Source organism: Streptomyces sp. NPDC050264, from assembly GCF_040655895.1.
Classification (GTDB): Bacteria; Actinomycetota; Actinomycetes; order Streptomycetales; family Streptomycetaceae; genus Streptomyces.
In genome coordinates, this window is the sequence record NZ_JBFAKV010000019.1 from 150,539 (window position 1) to 163,967 (window position 13,429).

General features: G+C 71.7%; 12 protein-coding genes. 5 read left to right on the top strand and 7 right to left on the bottom strand.

What is annotated here, in order from left to right; translation table 11 throughout:
• Positions 1-9 precede the first annotated feature (9 nt).
• Positions 10-861, top strand: coding sequence for a hypothetical protein (locus AB0J02_RS29820; protein ID WP_363196935.1), 852 nt, complete (start codon positions 10-12; stop codon positions 859-861).
• Between the two features lie 259 nt (positions 862-1,120).
• On the opposite strand, the gene AB0J02_RS29825 is transcribed toward AB0J02_RS29820, so the two are convergent.
• Positions 1,121-2,722, bottom strand: a complete 1,602-nt coding sequence (locus tag AB0J02_RS29825) for a PLP-dependent aminotransferase family protein (protein ID WP_363196889.1) — start codon at positions 2,720-2,722, stop codon at positions 1,121-1,123.
• 46 nt (positions 2,723-2,768) lie between these two features.
• Between AB0J02_RS29825 and AB0J02_RS29830 the strand changes: the two genes are divergently transcribed.
• The 3 genes from AB0J02_RS29830 to AB0J02_RS29840 are packed head-to-tail and all read left to right on the top strand — an operon-like array spanning position 2,769 to position 4,527.
• A complete protein-coding gene (locus tag AB0J02_RS29830) occupies positions 2,769-3,323 on the top strand; it encodes a carboxymuconolactone decarboxylase family protein (protein WP_363196890.1) in 555 nt (184 codons plus the stop codon).
• 8 nt (positions 3,324-3,331) lie between these two features.
• Entirely contained in the window at positions 3,332-3,769 is a 438-nt protein-coding gene (locus AB0J02_RS29835) for a carboxymuconolactone decarboxylase family protein (protein ID WP_363196891.1), read from the top strand.
• Positions 3,763-4,527 (top strand): isocitrate lyase/phosphoenolpyruvate mutase family protein, encoded by a 765-nt coding sequence (locus tag AB0J02_RS29840; protein ID WP_363196892.1) that lies wholly within the window; start codon positions 3,763-3,765, stop codon positions 4,525-4,527. Before AB0J02_RS29835 ends, AB0J02_RS29840 begins: the two co-directional genes overlap by 7 nt.
• 138 nt (positions 4,528-4,665) lie before the next feature.
• Here AB0J02_RS29840 and AB0J02_RS29845 read toward each other — a convergent pair whose 3' ends face one another.
• From AB0J02_RS29845 to AB0J02_RS29865, 5 genes are all read right to left on the bottom strand, one after another.
• A complete protein-coding gene (locus AB0J02_RS29845) occupies positions 4,666-5,637 on the bottom strand; it encodes an ABC transporter substrate-binding protein (protein WP_363196893.1) in 972 nt (323 codons plus the stop codon).
• A gap of 1 nt (position 5,638) precedes the next feature.
• Positions 5,639-7,603, bottom strand: a complete 1,965-nt coding sequence (locus tag AB0J02_RS29850) for an ABC transporter permease subunit (protein ID WP_363196894.1) — start codon at positions 7,601-7,603, stop codon at positions 5,639-5,641.
• 1 nt (position 7,604) lies between these two features.
• Complete coding sequence (locus AB0J02_RS29855; RefSeq protein WP_363196895.1) at positions 7,605-8,849, bottom strand: glycine betaine/L-proline ABC transporter ATP-binding protein; 1,245 nt, start codon at positions 8,847-8,849, stop codon at positions 7,605-7,607.
• Positions 8,849-10,417 carry a GMC oxidoreductase gene (locus AB0J02_RS29860; protein WP_363196896.1) on the bottom strand — a complete coding sequence of 523 codons (1,569 nt, stop codon included), beginning with the start codon at positions 10,415-10,417 and terminating at the stop codon, positions 8,849-8,851. Before AB0J02_RS29860 ends, AB0J02_RS29855 begins: the two co-directional genes overlap by 1 nt.
• 64 nt (positions 10,418-10,481) lie before the next feature.
• Positions 10,482-11,984 carry an aldehyde dehydrogenase family protein gene (locus AB0J02_RS29865; protein WP_363196897.1) on the bottom strand — a complete coding sequence of 501 codons (1,503 nt, stop codon included), beginning with the start codon at positions 11,982-11,984 and terminating at the stop codon, positions 10,482-10,484.
• Between the two features lie 205 nt (positions 11,985-12,189).
• Between AB0J02_RS29865 and AB0J02_RS29870 the strand changes: the two genes are divergently transcribed.
• On the top strand, positions 12,190-13,017 hold the full coding sequence (locus AB0J02_RS29870; protein WP_363196898.1) for a hypothetical protein: 828 nt from the start codon (positions 12,190-12,192) through the stop codon (positions 13,015-13,017).
• A 47-nt stretch (positions 13,018-13,064) separates the two neighbouring features.
• Here the strand turns inward: AB0J02_RS29870 and AB0J02_RS29875 are convergent, their stop codons facing one another.
• Positions 13,065-13,394, bottom strand: a complete 330-nt coding sequence (locus AB0J02_RS29875; protein ID WP_363196899.1) for a hypothetical protein — start codon at positions 13,392-13,394, stop codon at positions 13,065-13,067.
• Positions 13,395-13,429 lie beyond the last annotated feature (35 nt).

A 13,429-nucleotide genomic window follows, 5' to 3' on the forward strand; every position in this document is an offset into this window, starting at 1 on the left:
CCTCTTGGAATGATTTGCGCGCTGGGATCCGCGATCTGCTTCGGTACGGCCTCGGTGCTACAGGCGATGGCGGCACGGTCGGCCGAGCCCGGGACCGGTTCAGGGGTGGATGCGGCGCTGCTGATGCGGGCGTTGCGGCAGTGGCGGTACCTCGTAGGACTCGGGTTCGACGGCTTGGGGTTCGTGCTGCAGATCGTGGCCTTGCGGTCCCTCCCCATCTACGCCGTGGGGGCGGCGCTCGCCGCAAGCCTGGCGGTCACCGCGGTGGTTGCCGCATGGCTGCTGCGCGTGCGGTTGAGGGGCGCCGAGTGGGGCGCGGTGGGCGCCGTCTGTGCGGGGCTCGCCATGTTGGGGCTGGCTTCGGGGACCGAGGGCGAGCGGGCCGGTTCGGATGCGCTGCGGTTCGCGATGCTCGGGGTGGCGGTCGGGGTGCTGCTGATCGGGGCCGGGGCGGGGAGACTGCCCGGGCGGGGCCGGGCCCTGGCGTTGGGGCTCGGCGCGGGGTTCGGTTTCGGGGTGGTCGAGGTGAGCGTGCGGCTCATCGACGAGGTGTCACCGGCGGCGCTGCTGTCGAATCCGGCGACTTATGCGCTGTTGCTGGGGGGAGGGGCGGCGTTTCTCCTGCTGACGTCGGCGTTGCAGCGCGGGTCGGTGACCGTGGCCACGGCCGGGATGGTCGTCGGTGAGACGGTGGGCCCGGCGCTGGTGGGAGTGGTGTGGCTCGGGGACCGGACGCGGTCGGGGCTCGGGTGGCTGGCGGTATCGGGGTTCGCGGTGGCGGTAGCGGGGGCGCTGGCCCTGGCCCGGTTCGGTGAGGCGCCGACGATGGAGGAGACGAAGCCGGCTCAGGTGGGCGAGTAGCGGGCGGGCCCGGCTCGGTGAGTGGCAACGGGGCGGCCCCACCCAGCAGGCACCCAGGGGTGAGCGAGCCCGGCTCGGTAGGCGAGAACGAGCCGGCACTCCACTCCCTGTCCCAGTCTCAAAGCTCTGCCCCTGCCCGACCTGCCCCAGCCCTTGGGCTCCAGCCCCAGCCCCCGACTCAGGGCGCCAAGCAGACACGCCGACCCCTGATCCCCGCCGCCCTCTCCAAGGCCCGGCGCCGAGAAGACGCCACTCGCCGTCAGGGCAGTACTCGGCACAACGCGTCCAAGGCGCCGGCCCAGGCGTGGTCGGGTGGGGTGCCGTAGCCGACGACCAAGGCGTCGGGCGGGGCGGGCGAGGCGGCGGCGTTCTCGTGACGGAGGCTGGAGAGGCCGGCGACGCCCAGGCGTTGCCAGGCGGCGGCACGGACCACGGACTGTTCGGTGCCGGGCGGGAGTTGGAGGACCGCGTGCAGCCCTGCGGCGATGCCGGTGGCGTGGACCGAGGGGGCGTGTTCGGACAGGGCGGCGACGAGTTGATCGCGGCGCCGGCGGTAGCGCAGGCGGGCGCTGCGCAGATGGCGGTCGTAGGCACCGGAGTTCAGGAACTCCGCGAGGGTCAGCTGGTCGAGGACGCCGCACGACCAGTCGGTGGAGCCCTTGGCTTCGATGACCTCATCGGCGAGCCCCGCGGGCAGGACCATCCAGCCCAGCCGCAGCCCGGGAGCGAGGGACTTGCTTGCCGTGCCCAGGTAGACGACCCGCTCCGGGTCGAGGCCCTGGAGTGCGCCTACAGGCTGGCGGTCGTAGCGGAATTCGCCGTCGTAGTCGTCCTCCAGGATCAGCCCCGCCGTGCGACGCGCCCAGTCGACCACGGCGGCGCGCCGGTCAGGGTGGAGTGGGACGCCCATGGGGAATTGATGGGCGGGCGTCAGCAGGGCCGCGCCGACAGCCGCGCTCCCGCCCAGTGTTTGGACACCTCTTCCCCCGCCCACCACTGCCCCAGCGCCGTCCGCCTCCCCACCCGGTTCCGCTTCCCCGCCCGGTTCCGCCTTGACACCCAGCCCCGACGCCACGCCCGACCCCGCCGCCGCCCCGGCAGGACCTCCGCCATGAGAAGCCGCGCTCGTCCCCCAGGTGTCCAACTCCGCGGTACACGTGCCGAGTTCGTCGATGGGGAGGGGGTGGGTGCGCAGGCCAGCGCGGGTCAGGACGTTCCAGTGGCCGTCGAGGCCGTAGGTTTCCACGGCGACGTCGCGCACGCCCCGGCCGCGCAGTACGTCGCCGAGCAGCATCAGGCCGTGCACGAAGCCGGCGCAGATGACGATGCGGTCGGGGTGGGCGTGCACGCCGCGGGCCCGGGAAAGGTAGCCGGCGAGAGCGGTACGCAGTTCGAGGCGGCCGCGGGGGTCGCCGTAGCCCAGGGCGTCGTTCGGGGCGGCGGTCAGGGCGCGTCGGGCGGCCTTGAGCCACTCGGCCCGAGGGAACGAGGCCAGGTCGGGGGTGCCGGGGTGCAGATCGTGGAGGAGCCCGCCGGGAGCCCGGGGGCCGGGGGCAGGGGCCGGGCGGGGGGCCTCGACGGGGCGTTCGGCGACCCGGGTGCCGGAGCCCTGGCGGGCGGTGAGCCAGCCTTCGGCGACGAGGTCGGCGTAGGCGTCGGCGACGGTGTTGCGGGCGATGCCCAGGTCGGCGGCGAGGGTGCGTGAGGCGGGCAGTCGGGTGCCGGGGGCGAGGCGCCCGCCACGTACGGCCTCCCGGAGCGCGTCGGTCAGGCCCCGGCGCAGGCCGGAGCCGGTGGGCTCGATGTGGAGGTCGATGCCGAGGGACTGTCCGGAAGGCGAAGTGGCCCAGGGTTCTGCCATGGGAATGGACCATACCCCTGGGCTAATCCCTTCGTAGGCTCGAAGCATGACGACGCACGAGAGCAGGACGCAAGAGAGCACCGGAACCACGACGACGGCTGCCACCCCCGCCTCCTCCGGGAACGAATACGTGCACGAGCACACGCCGCGGCTCGCCTGGGCCCAGCACGCGCCCGAGGTGTTCAAGGCGATGGTCCGGCTCGACGCGGCGGCGCGTCAGGGGCTCGACCCGGTGACGTACGAGCTGGTCAAGATCCGTGCCTCGCAGATCAACCACTGTGGGCTCTGCCTGGACATGCACTCCAAGGACGCGCTGGCCGCGGGCGAGAGCGTCGAGCGGATCATCCAGCTCTCCGCCTGGGAGGAGTCGAAGCACTTCTACACCGAGAAGGAGGTCGCCGCGCTCGAACTGACGGAGGCCATCACGGTACTCACGGACGGTTTCGTGCCGGACGAGGTGTACCAGAGGGCGGCGAAGCTCTACGACGAGCGGGAGCTGAGCCAGTTGATCGCGGCGATCACGACGATCAACGCGTGGAACCGGTTCGGTGTGTCCACCCGTCAGGCGCCGGGGCACTACAAGGCGGGGGACTTCAAGTGAGCGCGCGTATGACCCAGTTGGACGCCGGTGTCCGGGACGCGATGGCCGCGTTCAGTGCGGCCGCGAAGAAGGGGATCGGGGATCCGGCCCTTGCCGAGCTGGTGATGATCCGGGCCTCGCAGGTCAACGAGTGCGCGTTCTGCCTGGACATGCACGTCGACATCGCCGTCGGGAAGAACGGGGAGAGCGCGAAGCGGATTGCGCTGCTCAACGCATGGCGTGAGGCCGGGGAGTTGTACAGCGAGCGGGAGCGGGCGGCGCTCGCGCTGACCGAGGCGGTGACGGTGCTCACGGAGGGGTTCGTGCCCGACGAGGTCTACGAGTTCGCCGCCAAGCACTTTGATGAGACCGAACTCGCCCATCTCATCGGGGTGATCGCTGTGATCAACAGTTGGAACCGGCTGATGGTCAGTCGCCGGATCGAGCCTGGAGGCCCCGCATGGTGAACCCCGACCGGCCGCAGGGGGACGCGCGCCCCGTGGACGTCCTGCGCGCGCTGCACCACGACCGCTCCCCCGGCGGCCCGTTGGTCCTGCCGGGTCCGTGGGACGCGGTGAGTGCGCGGGTCTTCGAGGAGGCCGGGTTCCCGGCGCTGGCGACGCCGAGCGCGGGGGTCGCGGCGTCGCTCGGGTACGAGGACGGACAGACGCCGGCGGACGAGATGTTCGCCGCCGTGACCCGGATCGTGCGGTCGGTGTCGGTGCCGGTCTCCGCGGACATCGAGGGCGGGTACGGGCTCGCGCCGAAGGAGTTGGTGGCGCGGCTGCTGGAGACGGGGGCCGTCGGGTGCAACCTGGAGGACTCGGCCACGGACCCGGCTGCGGACGGCACGGGGCTCAAGGACGCACGCCGGCAGGCCGACTGGCTGGCCGAGGTGCGGGCGGCGGCCGGTGACCGGATCGTGCTCAACGCGCGGATCGACACGTTCATCAGGGGCGTCGACGATCCGGTCGGGGCGGCGATCGAGCGGGCGCGTCTGTACGTGGCCGCGGGAGCGGACTGTGTGTATCCGATCGGGGCCCCGGTCGAGGTGCTGCCCCGGCTGCGGGCCGGGATCGAGGGGCCGATCAACACGTGGGCGCCGCCCGCGGGGCCTTCGCTGCGGGAGTGGGGCGAGGCGGGGGCGACGCGGATCACGTTCGGGCCCGGGTTGCAGCATCGGGCGGCCGCCGCGCTGCGGGAGATCGCGCAGAATCTCGCCTGAACCGAGAGTCAACAGCCGGGGAAAGTGCCCCACCCCGCCCCGCTGTGACCCGCCCCGCTGTGATACGCCCCGCCCCAGACAGAACCGTGCCGGGTGCCCCCGTCAGGAAAGGCACCCGGCACCGTAGAACCTGCCCGGTTACTTGGGCAGCCACGCCTGCCAGGTGGAGCGGTGAGCGTCGATCCACTTCTTCGCCGCTTCGTCCGGCGAGAGTTTCTGGTCGGCGATCAGAAGGGAGACCTCGTTCTGGTCCTCCGTCGTCCAGTGGAACTTCTTCAGGAGGGCCGCGGCCTTGCCGCCGTCCTTGGCGAAGTCGGCGTTGAGGTACTTCTGCAGCGGGGTCTGCGGGTAGGCGCAGGCGACCTTCTTCGGGTCGGCGTCGCAGCCCTCCTTGTAGGCGGGCAGCTTCACCTCGGTCATCGGCACCTTCTTGAAGAGCCACTGCGGCTGGTACCAGTACGTCAGGAACGGCTTCTTCTGCTTGGCGAACTGCTTGATCTGGGTGATCTGAGCGGCTTCGGAGCCGGAGAAGACGACCTGGTAGTTCAGCTTCAGGTTCTGGACCAGGGCCTTGTCGTTCGTCACGTAGGACGGGGAGCCGTCCAGCAACTGCCCCTTGCCACCGCTCTCCGCGGTCTTCAGCTGGGCGGCGTACTTGTTGAGGTTCTTGTAGTTCGTGACGTCGGGGTGCTGCTTGGCGAAGTACGTGGGGACGAACCAGCCGATGTGTCCGGTGACGCCGAGGTCCCCGCCGTTCTCGATGGTCTTCTTGTCCTTCACGTAGCGCTGTTCCTGCTCGGGGTGGCCCCAGTCCTCCAGGATCGCGTCGACGCGGCCCTGGCTGAGGGCGTCCCAGGCGGGGACCTCGTCGACCTGGACGGTGTCGACGCGGTAGCCGAGTTCGTGCTCCAGGAGGTACTGGGCGACGGCGACGTTTGCCTGGGCGCCGACCCAGGACTGGACGGAGAGGGTCACCGTCCTGGCGCCCTGGGCGTTGGCGTACGGGGACGCCTGCTTGGTCATGTCGGCGGCGCCACAGCCGGTGACGGCCAGCAGGGCACCGGCGCCGGCAAGGGCCGCGAACGTCCTGCGAGTTCGGGTTCCGGGCATGTCAGGCCTCCTTTCCGGTACGGCTACGGCGTTCCGTCGGCTGGGTCACGCGGTCCAGCATCAGGCCGAGGCAGACGATCGCGGCGCCCGCGACGAGGCCGGTGGCGAGGTCGCCCTGGGCGAGGCCGAAGACGACGTCGTAGCCGAGCGCGCCGCCACCGACCAGGCCGCCGATGATGACGACGGCGAGGACCAGGACGACGCCCTGGTTGACGGCGAGGAGCAGCGCGGGGCGGGCGAGCGGGAGTTGGACCTGTCGCAGCTGTTGGGCCGTGGTGGCGCCCATCGAGCGGGACGCCTCCATCGCGGACGGGTCGACCTGGCGCAGCCCCTGAGCGGTGATGCGGACGACGGCGGGCAGCGCGTAGACGACCGCCGCGGCCGCGGCGGGGGCGCGGCCGACGCCGAAGAGGGCGACGACCGGGATCAGGTAGACGAACTGGGGCATCGTCTGGAAGACGTCGAGGATCGGGCGCAGCATCCGTTCCAGGCGGTCGCTGCGGGCGGCCCCGATGCCGATCGCGAAGCCGAGGACCAGGGTCACGGCGACCGCGGCCAGGACCTGGGAGAGCGTGTCGAGGGACGGCTTCCAGACACCGAGGACGCCGATCGCGGCCATGGCGAGCACGGCGGTCAGGGCGGTGCGCCAGGTGCCGATCAGCCAGGCGAGCGCGGCGACGATCAGCAGCACCGACCACCAGGGCAGCCAGGTCAGGCCGGAGCGCAGGGGGTCGAGGATCCAGGTGGTGAAGTGGCCGGCCCAGTCGGCGGTGCCGCCCACGTAGGGGACGCCGGTGTAGAGGTGGTCGGTCATCCAGTCGACGGCGTCGTTGACGGGGGTGGCGATGTTCACGACCCAGGAGTCGGGCCATTCGAGGCGGTCGGCGAAGCGGGCCGCGAGGGCGGCCACTACGGTGCCGACGGCGACGACGCCCCATTTCCAGGACGCCGGGGGCTCATGGGAGCCGAGCCGTTCGCCGGCCGCGCCCGTGACGCGGTCCAGGATGACGGCGAGCAGCACGATCGGGATGCCGGCGGCGAGTGCGGCGCCGACGTCGACGGAGGCGAGTGCCTGGTAGACGCGGTCGCCGAGGCCGCCCGCGCCGATGACGGAGGCGATGACGGCCATGGAGAGGGCCATCATGATCGTCTGGTTGAGGCCGAGGAGGAGTTCCCTGCGGGCCAGCGGGAGGCGGGCGGTCAGCAGGCGCTGACGGCCGGTCGCGCCGAGCGAGGCGACGGCCTCCATGACGCCGCCGTCGGCGGAGCGCAGGCCGAGCGCCGTGAGGCGGGCCATGGGCGGGGCCGCGTAGACGACGGTGGCGAGGACCGCGGCGGGTACGCCGATGCCGAAGACGAGGACGACCGGGAGGAGGTAGGCGTAGGCGGGGAACACCTGCATGGTGTCGAGGACCGGGCGCAGGGCGCGGTACATCCGGTCGCTCAGGCCCGCGGCGAGGCCGAGGACGGCGCCGAGGACGACCGAGACGAACACGGCGACGACCATGAGCGCGAGCGTCTGCACGGTCGGCACCCACATGCCGAGGGCGCCGCACGCGAGGAAGGCGAGCACGGCGGAGGCGGCGAGGCGCCAGCCCGCGACGCGCCAGGCGATCAGTCCGGCCGCGGCCGTCACGCCGGCCCAGCCTGCGGCGAGCAGCACGAGGTACACGGCGCGGATGGAGATGACGATCGCGTTGCTGATGTGGCCGAGGAAGTAGACGAACAGCGGGTGGCTGTCGCGGTTGTCGATGATCCAGTCGCTGGCCTTGCCGAGCGGTTCGGAGATGTCGACGGTGAGGGCGCCGGGCCAGGTGCCGCTGGACCAGCGGGCGTTGACGATCGGTGCGAGGACCGCCGCGGCCACGGCGAGCAGCAGGAGCTTGCCGAGTACGCGGTGGCGGAGCAGGTCTCTGCGGCGGGCGGAGTTGTCCTTGACGGGGGCGACCGAGACGGCAGCTGTCATCTCAGACCGCCTCCTCGCCGTCGGGCCGCGCGGCGGCCGACGTGGGCGCCGCCGCCTCATTGGCGTCCCGCGCCTTCACGGGCTCGGCGGCGACGCCACCCTCACCATCACGCGCCGCAACGGATTCCGCGGCCACGCCACCCCCATCGGACGCCGCGGACGCCGCGGCCGCGCTCGTGCCGGCCACGACTTCGAGGAGGCCTTCGTGGTCGACGATGCCGACGCACCGGCCGTCGTCCATGACCCGGACGGCGAACCCGCTGCGCGCCACCGCCTCGATCGCTGCCGACACCGTGGCGTCGGCAGCGATCTCGGGGCCGCGGTCGGCCTCGTCCGTGTCGGCGGGGCGCATGACGCGCCGGACCGTCATGACCTGCTCGCGGGGCACGTCGCGGACGAACTCGCGGACGTAGTCGTCGGCGGGTGCGCCGACTATCTCCTCGGGGGTGCCGAGCTGGACTATTCGGCCGTCGCGCATCAGGGCGATGCGGTCGCCGAGGCGGAGTGCCTCGTTGAGGTCGTGCGTGATGAAGACCATCGTGCGGCCCTCCTCGCGGTGCAGGCGCACGACCTCCTCCTGCATGTCGCGCCGGATCAGCGGGTCGAGCGCGCTGAACGGTTCGTCGAACAGGAGGACTTCGGGGTCCACGGCGAGCGCCCGGGCGAGGCCCACACGCTGCTGCTGACCGCCGGACAGCTGACCGGGGCGGCGTCCTTCGAGGCCTTCGAGGCCCACCTTCGCGACGACCTCCATCGCCTTCGCCCGGCGCTCGGCGCGTCCGACGCCCTGGATCTCCAGGCCGTAGGCGACGTTGTCGAGGACGGTGCGGTGCGGCAGCAGGCCGAAGTGCTGGAAGACCATGGCGGCGCGGTGCCGGCGCAGGGCGCGCAGCCGGCTCTTGTCCATGGCGCGGACGTCCTCGCCGTCGATGGACAGGTCGCCGGACGTCGGTTCGATGAGGCGGGTCAGGCAGCGCACCAGCGTGGATTTGCCGGAACCGGACAGGCCCATCACGACGAAGACCTCACCGCGCTTGACGTCGAAGGAGACGTCGCGCACGGCGGCGGTGCAGCCGGTGCGGGAGCGCAGTTCGGCGGCGCTCAGGCCGGCCAGTTCCGCGTCGTCCGGGACGCGTTCGGCCTTGGGGCCGAACACCTTCCACAGGTTGCGGACGGCGAAGACGGTCTCGGCGGAGCCCGCGCCGGCGTCCGGGGCGGGGTCCTTCACCACGGTCTGCGTACTCATCACGCGTCACCACCCAGCAGTTCGGCACACTTCTCCCCGACCATGAGCACTCCGATCATCGGGTTCACCGCGGGCATCGTCGGGAAGACGGACGCGTCGGCGATTCGGATGGACTGCAGCCCGCGGACCCTCAACTCTGGGTCCACCACGGCGAGTTCATCACTCTTGGCGCCCATCCGACAGGTCCCTGCAGGGTGGTAGACGGTGTGGGCCACCTTGCGGGCGTACTCGCTGAGCTCCTCGTCACCGGTGACGTCCGGGCCGGGGCACACCTCGCGCTTGAGCCAGCCGGCCAGCGGCTGCGTCTTGGCGATCTCACGGGCGATGCGGATGCCGTCGACGAGGGTCCGCCCGTCGTAGTCGTCCTCGTCGGTGAAGTAGCGGAAGTCGAGGGCGGGCTTGTCCTCGGGGTCCGCGCTGGTCAGGTACAGCCGCCCGCGGCTGCGCGGCTTGGGGATGTTCGGCGTCATGGACACCCCGTGTTCGGGCCGGACGTAGCCCAGCCGCTCCGGGTTGTCCGTGAACGGGATTTGGTAGAAGTGGAACATCAGGTCGGGCCCGGCGGCCTCGGGGTCGCGCTGGATGAACAGGCCGGCGTCGCTGTCCATGGCGCTGTTGTCGGGGATCGGGCCGTCCGTCTCCCAGACGATGACGGACTCCGGGTGGTCGAGCAGGTTCTCGCCGACGCCCGGCAGATCGTGCAGGACGGGGATGCCGAGCCGCTCCAGGTCGGCCTTGGGGCCGATGCCGGAGAGCAGCAGCAGGCGGGGCGTGTCGACGGCACCGGCGCAGACGATGACCTCACGGCGCGCGGAGACGAGCTTTTCCGTGCCGTCCTTCGTGCGTACGTGCACGCCCTGCGCCCGAACGCCGTCGACGAAGGCCAGCTTGTGGGCCCACGTCTCGAGCAGGAGCGTCAGGTTGGGGCGGTCGCCCGCCTCCATGTGGGGGTGGAGGTACGCGACCGAGGCCGAGGACCGCTTGTTGTTCTCGGGGTGGTAGGCGAGGTCGAAGAAGCCGACGCCGTCCTTGAACGGGCCCTTGTTGAAGCCCTCGACGCGCGGCACGCCGGTCGCGGTCTGCGCGGCCTCGACGAAGTCGCGGGCGATGGCGTTGCGGTCCTTCTCGTCGACGGCGACGACGTTGTTGCGCAGCTTGGCGAAGTACGGGTCCATCGCCTTGTGGTCCCAGCCCTCGGCGCCGGCGGCGGCCCACTCGTCCCAGTCGCCGGGCAGCGGCTTGAACGAGATGAGGGTGTTGTGCGACGAGCAGCCGCCGAGCACCTTGGCGCGGCTGTGCAGGATGTGCGAGTTGCCGCGCGGCTGCTCGGTCGTGGTGTAGCCGTAGTCGAGGTCTCCGCCGAGCAGGCCGAGCCAGCGGCGCAGGGTGAGCACGTCGTCGCGGTCGATGTCGCTGGGGCCGCCCTCGATGACGGCGACGGTGACGTCCGGGTCCTCGGTGAGCCGGGAGGCGATCACCGATCCGGCGGTGCCGCCGCCGACGACCACGTAGTCGTACGTGTTCTCGGCATGTTCGGGGCGCTGGGGATTCTCGGGGTTCTCAGGCATGCGTCAACTCCAGGACGTCGCAAGGTACTTCGCGTAATGAGGGCGTAGGTTCAACAGCGCGGGTTCAGCCCGCGAACCACCGCACCGGCTTCGGCGCCAGGTTCTGGTAGATGTGCTTGGACTCGCGGTACTCGGCGAGGCCGGCGGGGCCCAGCTCCCGTCCCACGCCGCTCTTTCCGAAGCCGCCCCACTCGGCCTGCGGCAGGTAGGGGTGGAAGTCGTTGATCCAGATCGTGCCGTGGCGCAGGCGCGCGGCGACCCGTCGGGCCCGGCCCGCGTCGGCGGTCCAGACGCCACCCGCGAGGCCGTACTCGGTGTCGTTGGCGAGGGTGACCGCCTCGTCCTCCGTGCGGAACGTCTCGACGGTGAGGATCGGCCCGAAGGTCTCCTCGCGCACGACGCGCATCTCGCGGTGACACTGGTCGAGGACGGTCGGCTCGTAGAAGTAGCCGGTGGCGGGCCGTACGTCGCTCGCCTCGGGGCGCTTGCCGCCGCTGCGCAGCACCGCGCCCTCGGCGAGGGCGGAGGCGACGTAGGACTCGGTCTTGTCGCGCTGCTGCTCGCTGACGAGCGGCCCGCATTCCACGCCGTCCTCGGTCCCGCGGCCGAGCCGGATCTTCTCGGCGCGGCGGGCGAGTTCGGCGACGAAGCGTTCGCGTACCGACTCCTCGATGATGAGGCGCGAGCCCGCGGAGCAGACCTGGCCGCTGTGGATGAACGCGGCGTTGAGGGCCTGGTCGACGGCGGTGTCGAAGCCGTCCTCGGTCTCGCAGGCGTCGGCGAAGACGACGTTCGGGTTCTTGCCGCCCAGCTCCAGGGCGACCTTCTTGACGTCCGCGGCGGCGGCCTGAGCGACCTTGGTGCCGCTGACCAGGCCACCGGTGAAGGAGACGAGGTCGACGCCGGGGTGGTCGGCGAGGCGTGCGCCGACCGAGGCGCCGGGGCCCGTCACGATGTTGGCGACACCGGCCGGCAGTCCGGCCTCCACCAGCAGCTCGACGAGGACGACCGTGGTCAGCGGGGTGATCTCGCTCGGCTTGATGACGAAGGTGTTGCCCGCGGCGAGGGCCGGGGCGATCTTCCAACTCGCCTGCAGCAGCGGGTAGTTCCACGGCGTGATCATCGAGCAGACACCGACCGGCTCGTGCACGACGACGCTGTGGATCTCCTCGGAGCCCGCGTCGACGACGCGTCCGGCGCCCTCGCCGGTGACGAGGTCGGCGAAGTAGCGGAAGGCGTCGGCGACGCAGTCGACGTCGACCCGGCCCTCCTCGACGGTCTTGCCCGCGTCCCGGCTCTCCAGGAGACCGATCTTCTCCCGGTCACGGACGAGGAGGTCGGCGACGCGGCGCAGCAGCGCGGCGCGCTCGGCGACCGGCGTCCTCGGCCAGGGCCCCTCGTCGAAGGCCCGGCGGGCCGCCGTGATCGCGGCGTCCGCGTCCTCGGCACCGCCCTCGGCGATCACCGCGAACGGCTTGGCGTCCGCGGGGTCGATGATCTCGCGGGTGGCTCCTGAGGTGGCTTCGCGCCACTCGCCGCCGACATGGATGGTGCGTTGTACTGACACGTCCTGCTTTGCCTTCCGTTCCGGATCGCTCCCCCGAACACCACAGACGGCCTCTCGGCGCACTCTGCCGTGATGTCGGATGCCCCTGCCCTGAGGGGCGCGAAGCATGCGCGTTCGGTGGCCGAAAGTGTGCCGCGTCACCGTATGTAGCGGGGAAAGAGCCGAAACGTACCCTGAGGGACGTTCTGTTCTCAGGGGGCGCGCCATGACGGTCAAGGCCAAGAAGTTCGCATACGGGTGGGTGCTGGTGTCGGCGGCATGCACGGCGGTGCTGTTCGCGGCGACGGCGCGCCCGGACGGCGGCGACGGCGACAGGAGCGGCAGCCCGAACGGGACCGGGACCGCCACCGGCGTCACACGACTCACCGCCCGCGAGCTGTCCGACCGGGCGGAGCAGGAGCTGCTGAACACTTCGTCACTGCACGTCACGGTCGCGGACCGGTCGAAGGGGGCCGGCGCCACGTCCCCGTCCGCGATGGACCTCATCCTCGACCGCGACAAGGACTGCATGGCGACGCTCAGCTTCGGCGCCCACGGCAAGGCCGACATCGTGCGGCGCGGCGACCGCGTATGGGTGCGCATGGACGACAAGCTCTGGCGGGCCCAGCTGCCGGGCGCCGAGGGCCGGGCAGCAGCCGAGCAATTCAAGGGCCGCTACGTCACGGGCCCCGTCGGCACATCGGCCCTCAAGAACTTCGCGAGCGTCTGCGACCTGAACGCGCTGCGGAAGCGGCTGCGCGGCGGGACGAGCGCGGACGAGGTCGGCAAGAAGGGGACGCCCACAACGCTGGGCGGCACGCCCGTCATCCCGCTGACCGGCGAGAAGGACGGTACGACCACGACGTTGTACGTGGCCGCACGCGGCAGGCCGTACGCCCTCAAGTACACCGAGGTGAGCGCAGGCGCGGCCGGCGCCCGCACGACCGACACGACGACGCTGTACGCGGACTACGGGAAGCCCGTGCCCCTGAAGACGCCGCCGGCCTCCGAGTCGGTCGAGGTGTCGAAGCTGTCCTCGCTCGGAGCCACGTAAGCCGCTACCCGTCACCCGGCACCCGGCACCCGGCACCAGTTCGGCCCTCAGGCAGTCTCCGCCGCGGCCTTCGCCAGGCGGACCGCCGCGTACAGGCTCAGGCTCGGCTCGGCCTGGCGGAGGAGTCTGATGGCCTGGACCGAGTCGGCGGGGAGGTCTTGGCCCGCCGCGGCGAGACGGGCGCGCACCCAGTCGCCGCGCAGTTCGGCGTCGCTGCGGGCGGCCGCCTCGGCTATGAGGGCGGCGGCCCGTTCCAGGCCGGGGCGTTCGGTGTCGGGCGCCGTTCGGAGGGCCGCCTCCACGGCATCCGCGAGGCGGTTGCTGTCCCGCAGGACGAGGACGTTCAGCTCACGGCTACGGCTCGACTTCCTGATCATTCCCTCATGCTGCGACACGGTTTCCGTGCGGCGCC